The organism is Nonomuraea sp. NPDC003709, from assembly GCF_040610775.1.
In the GTDB taxonomy this organism is placed as follows: Bacteria; Actinomycetota; Actinomycetes; order Streptosporangiales; family Streptosporangiaceae; genus Nonomuraea; species Nonomuraea angiospora_A.
Window position 1 is genome coordinate 369,795 of record NZ_JBEXMW010000010.1, and the last position, 18,943, is coordinate 388,737.

1 protein-coding gene (running past one end of the window) is annotated in these 18,943 nt (G+C 71.4%); it reads right to left on the bottom strand.

Features of this window, described 5'->3' with window-relative positions; translation table 11 throughout:
- Positions 1-18,943 carry the 3' portion of an SDR family NAD(P)-dependent oxidoreductase gene (locus tag ABZX61_RS30495; RefSeq protein WP_355199595.1) on the bottom strand. The gene runs 8,507 nt beyond the window's last position, so 18,943 of the gene's 27,450 nt are visible here — the last part of the coding sequence; the start codon falls outside the window, past its right edge; its stop codon occupies positions 1-3.

An 18,943-nucleotide genomic window follows, 5' to 3' on the forward strand; every position in this document is an offset into this window, starting at 1 on the left:
CTAGGAACTCCCGCCTTCAAGGGCGAGCTGAATCAGGAGGTCGGCGTCCATGCTGTCGATCTCCTCGGTCCTGCCGTTCGTCTCTCCGTCCTCCTCCGGGCCGGCTAGGCGGAACAGGCTGTCCAGCAGCCCGGCCTCACGTAGCCGTGAGATCGGGATGGTCGTCAGGAGCTGCCGTACCTCGGCGTCGCTCCGGACCGCGGCGGGCCCGGCCGTCCTGGCCGCGACGGCCGGGAAGAGCTGCTCCAGTACGAATCGCGTCAGGTCGTGGGGAGTCGGGTAGTCGAAGATGAGCGTGGCCGGGAGCTGAAGTCCGGTGGCCGCGTTGAGCTGGTTGCGGAGTTCGACCGCGGTCAGGGAGTCGAAGCCGAGATCCTGGAACTGGCGCCCCGGCTCGATCGCCGACCCGTCGGCGAACCCGAGCACCGCCGCGACCTGGCCTCTGACGAGTTCCGACAGGGTGTCCTGCAGCTGGTCCGGCTCCATCGTGGCCAGCCGTTCCGCCAGTCCTTGGGCCGGGCGGACACGGCGTGGCCGGGTACGGGTCCCGGCCTTGGTGAACTTCGCGGGGACCAGCGCGGCGCGGCCGGAGCGGACGCCGACGTCGAAGAGTTCCAATCCCTCCTCAGTGGTCAGGGGCTGCACGCCCGCGCGTTCCATGCGGCGCAGGTCGGTCTCGGTCAGCTCGCCCGCCATGCCGCTGGTCGTCCAGAGGCCCCAGGCGAGGGAGGTCGCCGGGAGACCCTGGGCTCTGCGGTGGTGCGCCAGGGCGTCCAGGTACGCGTTGGCGGCGGCGTAGTTGCCCTGGCCCGCGCTGCCCAGCACGCCGGCCAGCGAGGAGAACAGCACGAACGCGGTCAGATCGAGCCCTCGCGTGAGCTCGTGCAGGTGCCAGGCGGCGTCGGCCTTGGGCCGCAGCACCGCGTCCAGCCGCTCGCCCGACAGGGAGGTGATCACGCCGTCGTCCAGGACACCGGCCGTGTGCACCACCCCGGTCAGCGAGTCCGCCACCGAGGCCACCACCCCGAACAGCGCCTCGCGATCGGCCACGTCGCAGGCGGCCACCTCCACCTCGGCACCGAGTTCCGAGAGCTCGGCGACCAGCTCGGCCGCGCCCGGCGCCTCCGGGCCGCGACGGCTGACCAGCAGCAGGCGTCTGACCTCGTGTTCGGTGACGAGGTGCCGGGCCACCAGCGCACCCAGCCCGCCCGTGCCACCGGTGACCAGCACCGTGCCCCCCGGCCCGAACACCGGACCCTGATCTTCCAGATCTGTGGCCCGGCCCAGCTGCGGCATCCGTAGCTCGCCCGCCCGCACCGCGAGTTGGGACTCACCCGACGCCAGCGCCCGGCCGATCACGTCTTCAGGTGTGTCGCCGTCCAGGTCCAGCAGCACGAACCGGCCCGGCTGCTCGGCCTGCGCGGCCCGTACCAGACCCCACACCGCCGCCTGCGCCGCATCCGGTACGTCGTCGGCAGTCGCGGCCACCGCGCCGTGAGTGACGACGGCCAGCCGGGACGAGGCCAGGCGGTCGTCGGCAAGCCACTCCTGGACCAGCTCCAGCGTCGCGTGGGTCGTGGCGTGCACGTCCTGGCCGGCGGCCGGGCACGCGACCAGGACCGCCTCCACCGGCTGAATCGAGGCCAGGTCGGGGTACGTCTGGGCGCCGGTTCCGAAGTCGTCGGGACCCAGCACAGCCCACCGAGGCGCTTGCGAGCCGGCCGCGGGCGGGATCGCGATCCAGTCGAGCTGGTGCAGCGAGCTTCGGTTCTCGGTGGTGGACAGGGCACGCAGGGCCAGGGTGCCGATCTCGGCCACCGGCGCGCCGCTCTCGTCGGCGATGCTCAACGTGATGCTCGCCTCGCCAGCCTTGCTCACCTTGACGCGCAGGCCGCTCGCGCCGGCCGCGTGCAACGACACCCCGCTCCAGGCGAACGGCAGATACGGGCGTCCTGCCTCCGGTCGCGGCACCACGTCGCCCAGCGCGGCCGCGTGCAGGGACGCGTCCAGCAAGGCCGGGTGCAACCCGAACCGGCCCGCCTCGGCGTGCGCCTGCTCCGGCAGCGTGATCTCGGCGAACACCGAGCCTCCTTGCCGCCAGGCCGCAGTCAGTCCCTGGAACAGCGGCCCGTACTCCAACCCATCCGCGGCCAGGTCGTCGTACAGCTGCTCGACGTCAACCGGAGCCGCCCCGGCCGGAGGCCATTGAGCGAGGTCGAACACCGGCTCCTCGGCCTGGTCGGCGAGCAGGCCTTGCGCGTGCTGCACCCACTCCGCGGCCTGGTTGCTGCGGGAATGGATGCTTATGGGGCGGGTGCCTGACTCGTCGCATGGTCCGGCGACCAGCTGGATGTGCACGCCTCCCTCGGCAGGCACCAGCAACGGCGCCTGGATGGTCAGCTCCCGCAGTTGCGGGCAGTCCAGCTCATGCCCGGCCCGCACCGCCAGCTCCACCAGCGCCGCACCCGGCACCACCACCCGGCCGTTGACCTGGTGATCGGCCAGCCAGGGCTGTGAGGTGAGGGACAGGCGGCCGGTGAAGATGACCGACGCGCCGCCGGCCACCTCGGTCATCGCACTCCACATCGGATGCTCGATGGCGCCCAGCCCGGCGGCGTCCACATCACCGGACTCCAGACTGGCCGGCACCCAGTACCGCTGGTGCTGGAAGGCATAGGTGGGCAGATCGACGTGCCTGGCCGGGGTCAGCACCGCCGTCCAGTCCACGGCGATGCCGTGGGTGTGCAACCGGCCGAGCGCCTCGACCAGCGCGCGGACCTCATCGCGGTCCTTGCGGGTGGCGGGGATGAACACGCCGTCAGCGATGCTCTGCTGAGCCAGCCCGGTCAGCACCCCGTCCGGGCCGACCTCCAGGAAGCAACCGGCCTCCGCAGCCGTCACCCCGTCGGCGAACCGCACGGCCTGGCGCACGTGCTCCACCCAGTAGCTCGGGGTGGTCAGCTGGCCCGGCTCGGCCAACTGGCCGGTGAGGTTGGAGACGATCGCGACCGTCGGCTCGTGGTAGGTCAGACCGGAGATGGCCTGCTCGAAGTCGGCGAGCATCGGCTCCATCAGCGGCGAGTGGAAAGCGTGCGAGACCCGCAACCTGCGCGTCCGAACACTGACCCGCCCCTCGATCTCAGCGATCGCCTCGGCGTCGCCGGAGATCACCACCGACGCGGGGCCGTTGACCGCTGCGATCCCGACCTGGCCCTCCAGCAGGGGCAGAACCTCTGCCTCGGGTGCGGCGATCGCGAGCATCGCGCCGCCGGTCGGCAGGGCCTGCATCAACCGGGCCCGAGCCGCGACCAGCGCGCACGCATCGGCCAGCGAGAACACTCCGGCCACGTGCGCGGCGGCGATCTCCCCGATCGAATGCCCGACCAGCACATCCGCGCGGATACCGAAGGACTCCAGCAGCCGATACAACGCCACCTCGAAGGCGAACAACGCCGGCTGCGTCCTCCCCGTCTCGTTCAACACCCCATCCGGGTCGTCGAACATCACCTCACGGACCGGCAGGAACTGGTTGATCTCCTCCAGCGTCCCGGCGAACACCGGGAACGCCTCAGCGAGCTGCCGGCCCATGCCGACCCGCTGGCTGCCCTGACCGGCGAACAGCAACGCCAGCCTGCCCCCAGCCGCCACCTCCGAGGAACCCTCAGCCAGCGCCCGCAACCCAGCCAGCAGCTCATCACGATCAGCACCCACCACGACCGCACGCCGCTCCAACACGGCCCGCCCCGTGGCCAACGACCACGCGGCATCGGCCGTCTTCAGCTCCGGCCGCTCCTCCAGCCACGACGCCAGTCGAGACGCCTGAGCCTGAAGCGCCTCGCGACTTCTCGCGGAGACCAGCCATGGCACCACCCGTGGCTCCGCGCCACCGGTCTCGGTTGTCGAAGCGGGAGGCTCCTCCAGCACGACATGGGCGTTCGTACCGCTGATCCCGAACGAGGAGACCGCAGCACGACGGGCATTCCCGTTCTGCTCCCACGGCTGCGCGTCGGTGAGCAGCCGCACCGCGCCCGCCGTCCAGTCCACGTGCGGCGAAGGCTCGTCCGCATGCAAGGTCTGCGGCAGCACCCCGTGCCGCATGGCCATGACCATCTTGATCACGCCACCCACACCAGAGGCGGCCTGCGTGTGACCGATGTTGGACTTCAGCGAACCGAGCCACAGCGGCTGGTCCCGCTCCTGGCCGTAGGTCGCGAGGAGCGCCTGGGCCTCGATCGGGTCGCCGAGCTTGGTGCCCGTGCCGTGCGCCTCGACCACGTCCACATCCCCGGCCGACAACCCGGCGTTCGCCAGCGCCTGCCGGATCACCCGCTGCTGAGAAGGACCGTTCGGAGCCGTGATCCCGTTGCTCGCACCGTCCTGATTGATCGCCGAACCCTTGACGACCGCCAGCACCCGGTGGCCATTACGCCGCGCGTCCGACAACCGCTCCACCAGCAGCACACCGACACCCTCACCCCAGCCCGTACCATCCGCCGAAGCCGAGAACGCCTTGCACCGCCCATCCGCCGCCAGCCCCCGCTGCCGCGAAAACTCGATGAACATCCCCGGCGTCGACATCACCGTCACACCACCGGCCAGCGCCAGGTCGCACTCACCGGACCGCAACGCCTGAGCAGCCCAATGCAACGCCACCAACGACGACGAACAGGCGGTGTCCACAGTCACCGCCGGGCCCTCCAACCCCAACGTGTAAGAGACCCGACCCGACACCAAACTCCCACCGCTGCTGTTCGCCGGAGTGCCCAGACCGTAGTCGTGGTACATGACCCCGGCGAACACACCCGTCCGGCTCCCCCGCAACCCCGTCGGATCGATCCCCGCCCGCTCAACCGCCTCCCACGACGTTTCGAGCAACAACCGCTGCTGCGGATCCATCGCCAACGCCTCACGCGGCGAAATCCCGAAGAACACAGGGTCGAACTCGGCGGCGTCGTACAGGAACCCGCCCAGACGCGTGTAAGTCTTGCCCGGCGTGCCGGGCTCCGGCCCGTACACCCCTTCCACATCCCAGCCGCGATCGGTCGGGAAGTCTCCGATCGCGTCCCGGGCCTGCGACACCAGCTCCCAGAGGCCCTCCGGCGAGGTCACGCCACCCGGGTACCGGCACGCCATGCCGACGATCGCGATCGGCTCGTCCGTCGCCGTCGTGGTGGCCGCCACGGCCTGCGAGGTCTGCCCGCCGACCAGCTCACCCGCCAGGAACTCCGCCACTGCCTCAGCGGTCGGGTAGTCGAAGATGAGGGTGGCCGGGAGCTGAAGTCCGGTGGCCGCGTTGAGCTGATTGCGGAACTCGACCGCGGTCAGCGAGTCGAAGCCGAGATCCTGGAACTGGCGTTGCCGGTCGATGGCGGACCCGTCTGCGAACCCGAGTACCGTGGCCGCGCTGCCGCGGACCAGGTCTGTAAGCATCGCTCGGCGTTCGGCCGGGTCCAGCGCGGTCAGACGCTGGGCGAGGCCGTTGGCGCTGCCGGCACGACGCACCGGGGTGCGCCCGTTGGTCCGGGTTTGTACGAACCGTGCGGGGATCAGCAGCGCCTGCCCGGACGACACTGCGGTGTCGAAGAGTGCGAGCCCGTCGTCGATGGACAACGGCTTCACGCCTGCGCGTTCCATGCGGCGTAGGTCGGATTCCTTGAGCTCGCCGGCCATACCGTCGGTGGCCCAGACACCCCAGGCCAGCGAGGTGGCCGGGAGACCCTGCGCTCTGCGGTTGTGCGCCAGCGCATCCAAATATGCGTTGGCCGCGCCGTAGTTGCCCTGGCCCGCGCTGCCCAGCACCCCGGCGACCGAGGAGAACAGCACGAACGCGGTCAGATCGAGATCCCGTGTGAGCTCGTGCAGGTGCCAGGCCGCGTCGGCCTTCGGCCGTAGGACGGCGTCGATGCGCTCCGGCGTGAGGGAGGCGATGACACCGTCATCCAGAACACCTGCCGTGTGGACGACACCCGTCAGCGGGTGCTCAGCGGGAATCGAGGTGATCAGGTGGACGAGGGCGTCTCGGTCGCCGACGTCGCAGGCGGCCACCGACACGTTCGCGCCGTGCTCGGCCAGCTCGACCACGAGTGCGGCGGCGCCCGGCGCCTCCAGGCCCCGGCGGCTGATCAGCAGCAGGTGCCTGACCTCGTGCGCCACCACCAGATGCCGGGCCACCAACGCGCCCAACCCGCCGGTGCCACCGGTGACCAGCACAGTCCCCTCTGCCTCGAACAGCAGCCCGCTGAGCTGCTCCGGCTCCGAAACCGGGCCTGCTGCCCGCTTGAGGCGCGGGGTCAGCAGTTGACCGGCTCGGACGGCCAGTTGGGCCTCGCCCGTGGCCAGGACCTGGTCGATCGTCTCTGCGCGCAGCGACTCCGCGTCCAGGTCCAGCAGCGTGAACCGGCCCGGCTGCTCGGCCTGCGCGGCCCGTACCAGACCCCACACCGCAGCCTGGGCCGGATCCGGCACATCCTCCGGACCGGCCGCCACCGCGTCACGTGTGACGACGACCAGCCGGGACGAGGTCAAGCGGTCGTCGGCGAGCCACTCCTGGACCAGCTCCAGCGTCGCGTGGGTCGTGGTGTGCACATCCTGGCCGGCGGCCGGGCACGCGACCAGGACCGCCTCGGGCGGCTGAACGGAGGCCAGATCCGATCGGGTCTCGGTCCCCGTGCCCAGGTCATCGGACCCCAGCACTACCCACCGGTGCGCCTCTTGCGCGGGAGCGGCCGGGACCACCTCCCACTCGAGCTGGTGCAGCAAGCCCTGGGTCTCGGACGCGCTGAGTTCGGTGGCGGACAAAGCTCGCAGGGTGAGCGCATTGACCTCGGCCACCGGCACGCCGCTCTCGTCGGCGATGCTCAACGTGATGCTCGCCTCGCGGGCCTTGCTCACCTTGACGCGCAGACCGCTCGCACCGGCCGCGTGCAGCGACACCCCGCTCCAGGCGAACGGGAGATACGGCCGCCCGGCTTCCGCTCTCGGCACCACGTCGCCCAGCGCGGCCGCGTGCAGGGACGCGTCCAGCAAGGCCGGGTGCAAACCGAACCGACCCGCCTCGGCGTGCGCCTGCTCCGGCAGCGTGATCTCGGCGAACACCGAGTCTCCCTGCTGCCAGGCGGCGGTCAAGCCCTGGAAGAGCGGCCCGTACTCCAGTCCGCTCGCGGCCAGGTCGTCGTACAGCTGCTCGACGTCAATCGCAGTTGCTCCGGCCGGGGGCCATTGAGCCAGGTCGAACACCGGCTCCTCGGCCTGGTCGGCGAGCAGGCCTTGCGCGTGCTGCACCCACTCCCCCGCCTGGTTGCTGCGGGAATGGATGCTCACCGGACGGGCGCCTGTCTCATCGGATGGTCCGGCGACCAGCTGGATGTGCACGCCTCCCTCGGCCGGCACCAGCAACGGCGCCTGGATGGTCAGCTCCAGCAGTTGCGAGCAGTCCAGCTCATGCCCGGCCCGCACCGCCAGCTCCACCAGCGCCGCACCCGGCACCACCACCCGGCCGTTGACCTGGTGATCGGCCAGCCAGGGCTGAGTTGTCAGCGACAACCGACCCGTGAAGGTGTGAGTGTCGGAGTCCGGCGCCGAGATGGCGGCACGGAGTACGGGGTGATCGATGGCACCCAGCCCGGCGGCGTCCACATCGCCGGTGTCCTGCGCGGCAGGCACCCAGTAACGCTCCCGCTGGAAGGCGTAGGTGGGCAGATCGACCTGCCTGGCCGGTGCCAGTACCGCCGTCCAGTCCACGGCAATGCCGTGGGTGTGCAACCGGCCGAGCGCCTCCATCAGCGCGCGGACCTCATCCCGGTCCTTGCGGGTGGCAGGGATGAACACGCCGTCGGCGATGCTCTGTTGAGCCAGCCCGGTCAGTACTCCGTCCGGGCCGACCTCCAGGAAGTGGCTCGCCCCGGCGGCCGTCACTCCGTCGGCGAACCGCACGGCCTGGCGCACGTGCTCCACCCAGTAGCTCGGGGTGGTCAGCTGGCCCGGCTCGGCCAACTGGCCGGTGAGGTTGGAAACGATCGCGAGAGTGGGTTCGTGGTAGGTCAGACCGGTGATGGCCTGCTCGAAGTCGGCGAGCATCGGCTCCATCAGCGGGGAGTGGAAAGCGTGAGAGACCCGCAGCCTGCGTGTCCGAGCGCTGACCCGCTCCTCGATCTCAGCGATCTTTTGGGAGTCTCCGGAGATCACCACCGACGCGGGGCCGTTGACCGCCGCGATCCCCACCCGACCCTCCAGCAGCGGCAGAACATCCGCCTCGGGTGCGGCGATCGCCAACATCGCACCGCCGGTCGGCAGGGCCTGCATCAACCGCGCCCGAGCCGCCACCAGCGCGCACGCATCGGCCAGCGAGAACACTCCGGCCACGTGCGCGGCAGCGATCTCCCCGATCGAATGCCCGACCAGCACACCCGCCCGGACCCCGAAGGACTCCAGCAGCCGATACAGCGCAACCTCGAAGGCGAACAACGCCGGCTGGGTCATGCCCGTCTCGTTCAACACCCCATCCGGGTCGTCGAACATCACCTCACGGATCGGCAGGAACTGGTTGATCTCCTCCAGCGCCTCGGCGAACACCGGGAACGCCTCAGCGAGCTCGCGGCCCATGCCGACCCGCTGACTTCCTTGACCGGCGAACAGCAACGCCAGCCTGCCCCCAGCCGCCACCTCCGGGGAACCCTCGGCCAGCGCCCGCAACCCGGCCAGCAGCTCGTCACGATCAGCCCCCACCACGACCGCACGCTGCTCCAACACGGCCCGCCCCGTCGCCAACGACCACGCAGCGTCCGACACCGAGAGCGACGGCTGCGCCGACAGCCACGACTCCAGTTGAGCCGCCTGAGCCTGAAGCGCCTGCGGGTCCTTGGCCGACACCAGCCACGGCACCACCGGCAACTCCGCGCCACCGGCCTCGGTTGTCGAAGCGGGAGGCTCCTCCAGCACGACGTGGGCGTTCGTACCGCTGATCCCGAACGAAGAGATTGCCGCACGACGCGCATGCCCGTTCTCCTGCCACGGCTGTGCCTCGGTCAGCAGCTCAACGGCACCGGCCGACCAATCCACATGCGGCGACGGCTCGTCCACGTGCAACGTCTGCGGCAGAACCCCGTTCCGCATCGCCATGACCATCTTGATCACGCCCGCGACGCCCGCCGCGGCCTGCGCGTGGCCGATGTTCGACTTGATCGACCCCAGCCAGAGCGGCTGGTCCCGGTCCTGGCCGTACGTCGCGAGGAGCGCCTGGGCCTCGATCGGGTCACCCAGAGCGGTCCCGGTGCCATGTGCCTCGACCACGTCCACGTCCCCGGCCGACAGCCCGGCGTTCGCCAGCGCCTGCCGGATCACCCGCTGCTGGGAAGGGCCGTTCGGCGCGGTCAGGCCGTTGCTGGCACCGTCCTGGTTGATCGCCGAGCCCCGAACCACCGCCAGCACCCGGTGACCGTTGCGCTGGGCGTCCGACAGCCGCTCCACCAGCAGCATGCCGACACCCTCACCCCAGCCGGTGCCATCAGCGGCGGCCGAGAACGCCTTGCAGCGCCCGTCCGGCGACAGGCCCCGTTGCCGGGAGAACTCGATGAAGGTGCTCGGTGTGGCCATCACGGTGACGCCGCCGGCCAGCGCCAGGTCGCATTCACCCGATCGCAGGGCCTGCACCGCCAGGTGGAGCGCCACCAGGGAGGACGAGCATGCCGTGTCCACGGTCACGGCCGGACCTTCCAGGCCCAGGGTGTAGCTCACCCGGCCGGAGGCGATGCTGCCGGAGCTGCCGGTGCCGATGAGCCCTTCCAGCTCGCCGGGCACGGCCGAGAGCTGGGGCGCGTAGTCGTGGTACATGACCCCGGCGAACACACCCGTCCGACTCCCCCGCAACCCGTGAGGATCGATCCCCGCCCGCTCAACCGCCTCCCACGACGTCTCCAGCAACAACCGCTGCTGCGGATCCATCGCCAACGCCTCACGCGGCGAAATCCCGAAAAATCCCGAATCGAACTCCGCCGCGTCATACAAGAACCCGCCATGCCGCGCATACGACGTCCCCCGACTGTCCGGATCCGGGTCATACAGCTTCTCGAGGTCCCAGCCACGATCGGCGGGGAACTCCCCAACCGCATCCCGACCCGAGAACACCAACTCCCACAAGCCCTCCGGCGAAACCACACCCCCCGGATACCGGCACGCCATCCCCACAATCGCGATCGGCTCATCCACCACCGAGGCGGCGGTCACCACGGCCTGCGAGGCCTGCCCACCGGCCAGCTCACCCGCCAGGAACTCCGCCACCGCCTCAGCCGTCGGGAAGTCGAACACCAACGTCGCCGGCAACCGCAGCCCGGTCGCGGCGTTGAGCTGGTTGCGGAACTCCACCGCAGTCAGCGAGTCGAAGCCCAGCTCCTGGAACCGTTTGGTCGGCTCCACCGCGTCGCCGCTCTGGAACCCGAGCGCCGTGGCCACCTGGCTTCGGACCAGTTGCAGGAGATCGGCCGGGTTCGCGCTGGTGGTGGTCGTGCTGGTACGGCGGGCAGGCACGCGGACCAGCCCGTGAAGGAGCGCGGGCAGCGTGCCCGCCTGCGCCTGGGCCTGCAGCGCCGGCATGCTCAGCGCAGCCGGGACCAGGTCGGCGCGGTCGCCGTTGACCGCAGCGTCGAACAGAGCCAGCCCGTCGGCGATGGGCAGGGGTGTGATGCCGCCGCGTTCGAGGCGGCGCAGGTCGGACTCGTCCAGCTCGCCCGCCATGCCGCCGGTCGCCCACAGGCCCCAGGCCAGCGAGGTCGCCGGAAGGCCCTGCGCTCTGCGCCGCTGGGCCAGGGCGTCCAGGTACGTGTTCGCGGCGGCGTAGTTGCCCTGACCCGCGCTGCCCAGCACCCCGGACAGGGAGGAGAACAGCACGAAAGCGGTCAGATCGAGACCCTGCGTGAGCTCGTGCAGGTGCCACGCCGCGTCGGCCTTGGGTCGCAGGACGGCGTCGATGCGCTCCGGCGTGAGAGAGGCGATGACACCGTCGTCCAGAACACCTGCCGTGTGGACGACACCCGTCAGCGGGCGGTCGGCGGGGATGGACGCGATCAGGCGGGCGAGGACCTCGCGGTCCGCCACGTCACAGGCGGCCACGTCCACCTCGGCGCCCAGGTCGGAGAGCTCGGCCACCAGCTCGTCCGCGCCCGGCGCCTCCGGACCGCGACGGCTGACCAGCAGCAGGTGCCTGACCTCGTGCGCCACCACCAGATGCCGAGCCAACAACGCGCCCAACCCGCCGGTGCCACCGGTGACCAGCACGGTCCCCTCGGACCCGAACTGCTCTGGTCCCGAAACCGGGCCCGGTTCCTGCGGCCCTGCTGCCCGCTTGAGGCGCGGGGTCAGCAGCCGGCCGGCCCGTACCGCCACCTGGGGCTCACCGGTGGCCAGCGCCTGGGAGACCGGCTCCGTCGAGTCGTCGTCCACGTCCAGGAGCAGGAACCGGTCCGGCTGCTCGGCCTGCGCGGCGCGTACCAGACCCCACACCGCCGCCTGCGCCGGGTCCGGCACGTCGTCCGGGGTCGCCGCGACCGCGCCGTGCGTGACGACCACCAGACGTGCGGGCGTCTCCTGCACCGCCGCCAGCGCGGCATGGGTGGCGTGCCTGATCGCCTCCGGGGTTCCCGCCTCGGTCACGGGTACGTCGAAGATCTCGTACTGGAGGTCGTTCTGCGCGGTACGGCCACCGGCCGGCACCCAGTCGATCTGGAACAGGCTGTTGGAACCGGTCGTCCGCTGGTCGGCGGAGCTCGGGCGCAGCGTGAGCGAGCCGACCTCCATGACGGGCACGCCGGCGGCGTCCGCCATGGTCAGGGCGACCACACCGGGGCGGGCCGTGGGCGCGATCCTGACCCGTAGCACCGTCGCACCGTCGGCGTGCAGCGCCACCTGGCTCCAGGCGAAGGGGATGTACGGCCGTCCCGGTTCGGCCTGCGGCAGCAGCCCGGACATGGGGATGGCGTGCAGGGAGGCATCGAGCAGCGCCGGGTGCAGGCCGAACCGCCGGGTCTCGGTGTGCTCCGGCAGCGCGATCTCGGCGTAGACGGCGTCGTCGCTCTTCCAGGCGGCCCTGAGGCATTGGAAGGCGCCGCCGTACTCCATACCGGTCGTGGCGAGGTCTTCATAGACGCTGCCCACGTCGAGGGACTGCGCGCCGGGCGGCGGCCACTGCGTGAGATCGAAGCCGGGTACGGCGGCGGCCGGGGCCAGCGTTCCCTGGGCGTTCTGGCTCCAGTCCGTGGCGTCCTCGGCCCTCGAGTAGATCGTCACCGGCCGGCGTCCCGACTCGTCGGCGGCTCCGACCACCACCTGGAGATGGAGGGTGCCCCGCTCGGGCAGGACCATCGGGGTCTGGTGGGTGAGCTCGTCGAGCACCGGGCAACCGGCCTCGTCCCCGGCCCGTACCGCCAGCTCCACCTGTGCCGAGCCAGGCACGACCACCCGGCCGCCCACCACGTGGTCGGCCAGCCATGGCTGCGTGGCCGGCGACAGGCGGCCGATGAGGGTGAGGGTGTCCGTCCCCGGAGAGGGGACGGTCGCGGTCAGGAGCGGGTGCTCGACGGCCGCCAGCCCACCGCCCGAGGCGACGTCACCGGTGGCGTAGCCGGCGTCGAGCCAGTACCGCCGGCGCTGGAAGGCGTAGGTGGGCAGATCGACGTGCCGGGCGGGGACGGAGGCGAAGTAGGCGTCCCAGTCCACGATGATGCCGTGGGTGTGCAACCGGCCGAGCGCTTCGACCAGCGCGCGAACCTCGTCCCGGTCCTTGCGGGTGGCGGGGATGAACACGCCGTCGGAGATGCTCTGCTGAGCCAGTCCGGTCAGTACTCCATCCGGGCCGACCTCCAGGAAGCAGTCAGCCTCCGCAGCCGTCACCCCGTCGGCGAACCGCACGGCCTGCCGCACGTGCTCCACCCAGTAGCTCGGGGTGGTCAGCTGCCCCGGCTCGGCCAGCCGGCCCGTGAGGTTGGAAACGATCGCCAATGCGGGCTCGTGGAAAGTCAGACCGGAGATGGCCTCCTCGAAGGAAGCCAGCATCGGCTCCATCAACGGCGAATGGAAAGCATGCGAGACCCGCAACCTGCGTGTCCGAACGCTGACCCGCTCCTCGATCTCAGCGATCGTCTGGGCGTCGCCGGAGATCACCACCGCTGCCGGGCCGTTGACCGCCGCGATCCCAACCCGGTCCCCCAGCAGCGGCAGAACCTCCGCCTCGGGCGCGGCGATCGCCAACATCGCACCGCCCGTCGGCAGGGCCTGCATCAACCGGGCCCGGGCCGCCACCAGCGCACACGCATCGGCCAGCGAGAACACCCCCGCCACGTGCGCGGCGGCGATCTCCCCGATCGAGTGCCCGACCAGCACATCAGCGCGGACCCCGAAGGACTCCAGCAGCCGATACAGCGCCACCTCGAAGGCGAACAACGCCGGCTGAGTCATACCGGTCTCGTTCAACACCCCATCGGGGTCGTTGAACATGACCTCTCGGATCGGCAGGAGCTGGTTGATCTCCTCCAGGGTCTCGGCGAAGACCGGGAACGCCTCGGCCAACTGCCGGCCCATGCCGACCCGCTGACTGCCCTGACCGGCGAACAACAACGCCAGCCTGCCCCCAGCCACGACCTCCGAGGAACCCTCAGCCAGCGCCCGCAACCCCGCCAGCAGCTCGTCACGATCAGCACCCACCACGACCGCACGCCGCTCCAGCACTGCTCTCGTGGCGACAAGCGCCTTACCGACCCCGGCAAGCGATACGTCATCCCTCGATGCCCAGTCCGCGAGCCTGCCCGCCTGCTCCCGTAGCGCTGCGGGGTCGTTGGCCGAGATGAGCCAGGGCACGGCAGGCATCGACGGGGTGTCCTCGCCGACGGGCTCGACAGCGGCCGGGCCCTGCTCAACGATCACGTGGGCGTTGGTGCCGCTGACGCCGAAGGACGAGACTCCGGCCCGGCGCGGGCGGTCCTGGAGGTCCCACGGGCGGTCCGAGGTCAGCAGTTCGACCGCCCCCGCCGACCAGTCCACGTGCGGCGACGGCTCGTCCACGTGCAGGGTCCGGGGCATGAGGCCATGCCGCATCGCCATGACCATCTTGATCACGCCACCCACCCCGGCGGCGGCCTGCGTGTGGCCGATGTTGGACTTCAGCGACCCCAGCCACAACGGCCGGTCCCGCTCCTGCCCATAGGTCGCGATGATGGCCTGCGCCTCGATCGGGTCGCCCAGCGTCGTACCGGTGCCGTGGGCCTCGACCACGTCCACGTCCGAGGTCGTCAGACCGGCGTTGGCCAGGGCCTGGCGGATCACGCGCTCCTGGGAGGGGCCGTTCGGGGCGGTCAGGCCGTTGCTGGCGCCGTCCTGGTTGATCGCGGTGCCCCGGACGAGGGCGAGGATCTGGTGGCCGTTGCGCTGGGCGTCCGACAGCCGCTCCACCAGCAGCATGCCTGCGCCCTCGGCCCAGCCGGTGCCGTCGGCGGAGGCGGAGAACGCCTTGCACCGGCCGTCCGCAGCGAGTCCGCGCTGTCGGGAGAACTCGATGAAGACGTTGGGCGTGGCCATCACCGTCACCCCGCCGGCCAGGGCGAGATCGCACTCGCCGGACCGCAGGGACTGGGCCGCCAGGTGCAGCGCCACCAGCGACGACGAGCACGCCGTGTCCACCGTCACGGCCGGGCCTTCCAGCCCGAACGTGTAAGCGACCCGGCCCGAGGCGATGCTGCCCGCGCTGCCGTTGAGCACGAACCCCTCGAACCCTTCGGGCGCCTGCGGCAGGCGCGTGCCGTAGTCGTGGTACATCACGCCCGCGAACACGCCGGTACGGCTCCCGCGCATCGCCTTGGGGCTGATCCCGGCCCGCTCGATCGCCTCCCACGAGGTTTCGAGCAGCAGCCGCTGCTGCGGGTCCATCGCGGTGGCCTCGCGCGGCGAGATCCCGAAGAGCGCGGGGTCGAAGAGATCGGCGTCGTGCAAGAACCCGCCCTCTCGGGCGTAGCTGGTGCCCGCGTGGGCGGGGTCGGGGTCGTACAGCCGCTCCAGGTCCCAGCCCCGGTTGCCGGGGAAGGTGGTGATCGCGTCGGCGCCCTGGGTGAGGAGCCGCCAGAGGTCCTCGGGCGAGACCACGTCGCCGGGGTAGCGGCAGGCCATGCCGACGATCGCGATGGGCTCGTCTGCGGTCCCGGTCTGGGCGGCCACCTGGTCGGCCCGCGAGGATCCGGTGAGCTCGGCGCGCAGGTGCTCGGCGAGTTCGTCGGGAGTGGGGAAGTTGAACAGGAGCGTGGCGGGCAGCCGCAGGCCGGTGGCGGCGTTGAGCCGGTTACGCAGCTCGATGGAGCTCAGCGAGTCGAACCCGAGGTCCTTGAACGCGGTCCCGATGTCCACGGCGTCGGCGTCGGCGTGGCCGAGCACCTGCGCGACGCTCGTACGGATGAGCGACAGCAGCGCGCCCTTGTCGGCCCGCGCCCTCGCCTGCCTGGGGGCCGCAGGCTTGCGCGCCGGGGCTTTGACCAGGGAACGGAAGACGGCGGGGATCTCGTCCTGGCGGCGCAGGGCGGTTGTGTCGAGGCGGGCGAGTATCTGCACTCCCCTGTCGAGCACGAGTCCCGCGTCGAACAGGGACATGCCCTCGGCCACGGGCAGCGGCGCGAGCCCGACCCTGTTGAGGCGGGCGACGTCGACCTGGCTCAGCGCGCCGGCCATGCCGCTGTCCGACTCCCACAGCCCCCACTGGAAGGAGGCGGCGGGCAGTCCTAGCGCCCGCCGGTGCAGGGCCAGGGCGTCCAGGTACGTGTTCGCGGCGGCGTAGTTCGCCTGTCCGGCGCTGCCGACCGTGGCCGCTACGGACGAGTACATCACGAAGAACGACAGGTCCTCGGTGAGCTCGTGCAGATGCCAGGCGGCGTCCGCCTTCGGGCCGAAGACGCGGTCGATCCGCTCGGGGGTCAGCGAGGTCACGGCGCCGTCGTCCACGATCCCGGCCAGGTGCACGACACCCTGTAGCGGCCGGTCCGCGGGGATGCCGGCCAGCAGGGCGGCCAGTTCGGCGCGGTCGGCGACGTCACAGGCCGCCACGGTGACCTGCGCGCCCAGCGAGGTCAGCTCGTCCAGCAGCGCCTGCGCGCCGGGCGCCGCGGCACCGCGGCGGCCGGCCAGCAGCAGGTGCCGGACGCCGTGCCCGGTGACGAGCCGCCGCGCGGCCAGGGCCCCCAACTCGCCCGTGCCACCGGTCAGCAGCACGGTCCCATCCACCGTCATCGACGCGGTCGCGGGCGCGGTCTGGGTCACGGGAACGATGCGCGGCACGCGGAGCTCGCCCTGCCGCAGGGCGACCTGCGGCTCGCCGGACGCGCAGGCGCGCAGCAGCGCGGCCGCGGAGTCGGGATGGTCGTCGGTGTCGACGATGACGAACCGCCCGGCGTGCTCGGACTGGGCGGACCGCATCAGGCCCCAGACAGGCGCGGTGGACAGATCCGGCACCTCGCCCTCGACCGCGCTGACCGCCCCACCGGTCACCAGCGCCAGCCTGGCCTGCGCGAACCGCTCGTCCGCGAGCCACTGCTGGACGAGCGCCAGCACCTCGTACGTCCTGATACGTCCCTCACCGGCCGGAACCCGGGCAAGCACCAGGTCCGGGACCGCCTCCACGTCACCCAGCGAGGCCAGGCCGTCGAGCTCCACCACGCGCTCGGGCTCCGGCCCGGCGGTGGCGGGCGCGGTCACCCAGTCCAGCGCGTACGGCGTGCTCCCGGGCGACAGCTCGGCCGTCACGGGCCTGACCACCAGGGAGTCCACGGTGAGGATCGGCGCGCCGGTGTCGTCCGCGACGCTCAGCGACAGCTCGCCCTGGCCCTTCGCCGTCGTACGGACCCGCGCCATGGTCCCGCCCACGGCGTGCGGCGAGATGCCGGACCAGGCGAAGGGCAGGAACGGCTGCCCGGGCTCGGTACGCGGCAGGAGGTCTCCGAGCGTGATGGAGTGCAGCACCGCGTCCAGGAGAGCGGGGTGGAACCCGAACCGCTCCGCGCCCGTCAGCGCCTGGTCGGGCAGCACGATCTCGGCGTAGACCGCGCCGTCGCGCTGCCAGGCGCTCACCAGCCCCTGGAAGGCTTCGCCGTACTCCAGGCCCGAGGCGGCCAGGTCGTCGTACAGGTGGTCGATGTCGATGGGCTGCGCACCGGGCGGCGGCCATTGCGCGAGGTCGAAGCCGGGTTCGGCGGCGGCGGGGCCGAGGGTGCCTTGAGCGTGCCGCTGCCAGGAGTCGCCGCCTTCGGGGCGGGAGTACACGGCGATGCCACGCCGGCCGCCGTCGTCCGGCCCGTCGATGACCACCTGGAGCTGTACGGGGTGCTCGTGCGTGATCACGAGAGGAGCTTGGATGGCCAGTTCGGAGACCGCCTCGCAGTCCTGGGTCTCCGCCGCGGCCCGCAGCGCGATCTCGAGGAAGCCCGTGCCGGGAAGGATCACGGTGCCGTTGACCGCGTGGTCGGCGAGCCAGGGCAGCGTGGCCAGGGACAGCCGCCCGGTGAGCGTGAGGGTGTCGGAGTCGGGGGCGGGCACGGCCGCGCTGAGTATCGGGTGCTCAACGGCGCTCAGCCCGGCGGCGGTCACGTCGCTGGCGGCTCTGCCCGACTCCAGCCAGTACCGCTGGTGCTGGAAGGCATAGGTGGGCAGATCGACGTGCCTGGCCGGGGCCAGCACCGCCGTCCAGTCCACGGCGATCCCCTGGGTGTGCAGCCGGCCAAGCGCCTCCATCAAGGCGCGGACTTCATCCCGGTCCTTACGAGTCGCGGGAACGAACACCCCATCGGCGATGCTCTGCTGAGCCAGCCCCGTCAGCACCCCGTCCGGGCCTACTTCCAGGAAGCAGTCAGCCTCCGCAGCCGCCACCCCGTCGGCGAACCGCACAGCCTGCCGCACGTGCTCCACCCAGTAACCGGGACGGGTGAGCTGCCCCGGCTCGGCCAGCCGACCGGTGAGGTTGGAGACGATCGCAAGAGTGGGCTCGTGGTAGGTCAGACCGGAGATGGCCTCCTCGAAGGAATCCAGCATCGGCTCCATCAACGGCGAATGGAAAGCATGCGAGACCCGCAACCTGCGCGTCCGAACACTCACCCGCCCCTCGATCTCAGCGATCGCCTCGGCGTCTCCGGAGATCACCACCGCAGCCGGACCGTTGACCGCCGCGATCCCCACCCGACCCTCCAGCAGCGGCAGAACCTCCGCCTCGGGTGCCGCAATCGCCAGCATCGCACCGCCGGTCGGCAGGGCCTGCATCAACCGGGCTCGGGCCGCCACCAGCGCACACGCATCGGCCAGCGAGAACACCCCCGCCACGTGCGCGGCGGCGATCTCCCCGATCGAATGCCCGACCAGCACATCCGCCCGGACCCCGAAGGACTCCAGCAGCCGATACAACGCCACCTCGAAGGCGAACAACGCCGGCTGAGTCATCCCCGTCTCGTTCAACAGCCCATCCGGGTCGTCGAACATCACCTCGCGGATCGGCAGGAGCTGGTTGATCTCCTCCAGGGTCTCGGCGAAGACCGGGAACGCCTCAGCGAGCTGACGGCCCATGCCGACCCGCTGACTACCCTGGCCGGCGAACAGCAACGCCAGCCTGCCACCCGAGCCGCTCCCGGAACCCCCATCCGAAGCAAGCGCCCGCAACCCGGCCAGCAGCTCGTCACGGTCAGCACCCACCACGACCGCACGCTGCTCCAGCGCAGAACGCCCCGTCGCCAACGACCAAGCGGCGTCCGGCACCGAGAGCGACGGCCGCGCCGACACCCACGACGCCAACCGCCCGGCCTGCTGCACCAGCGCCTCGCGGCTCTTCGCCGAGAGCACCCATGGCACCACCGGCGAGCCCACGACCTCGTCAGAAGCCGGCTCGACCGGATCCCCCTGCTCAAGGATCACGTGAGCGTTGGTGCCGCTCACCCCGAAG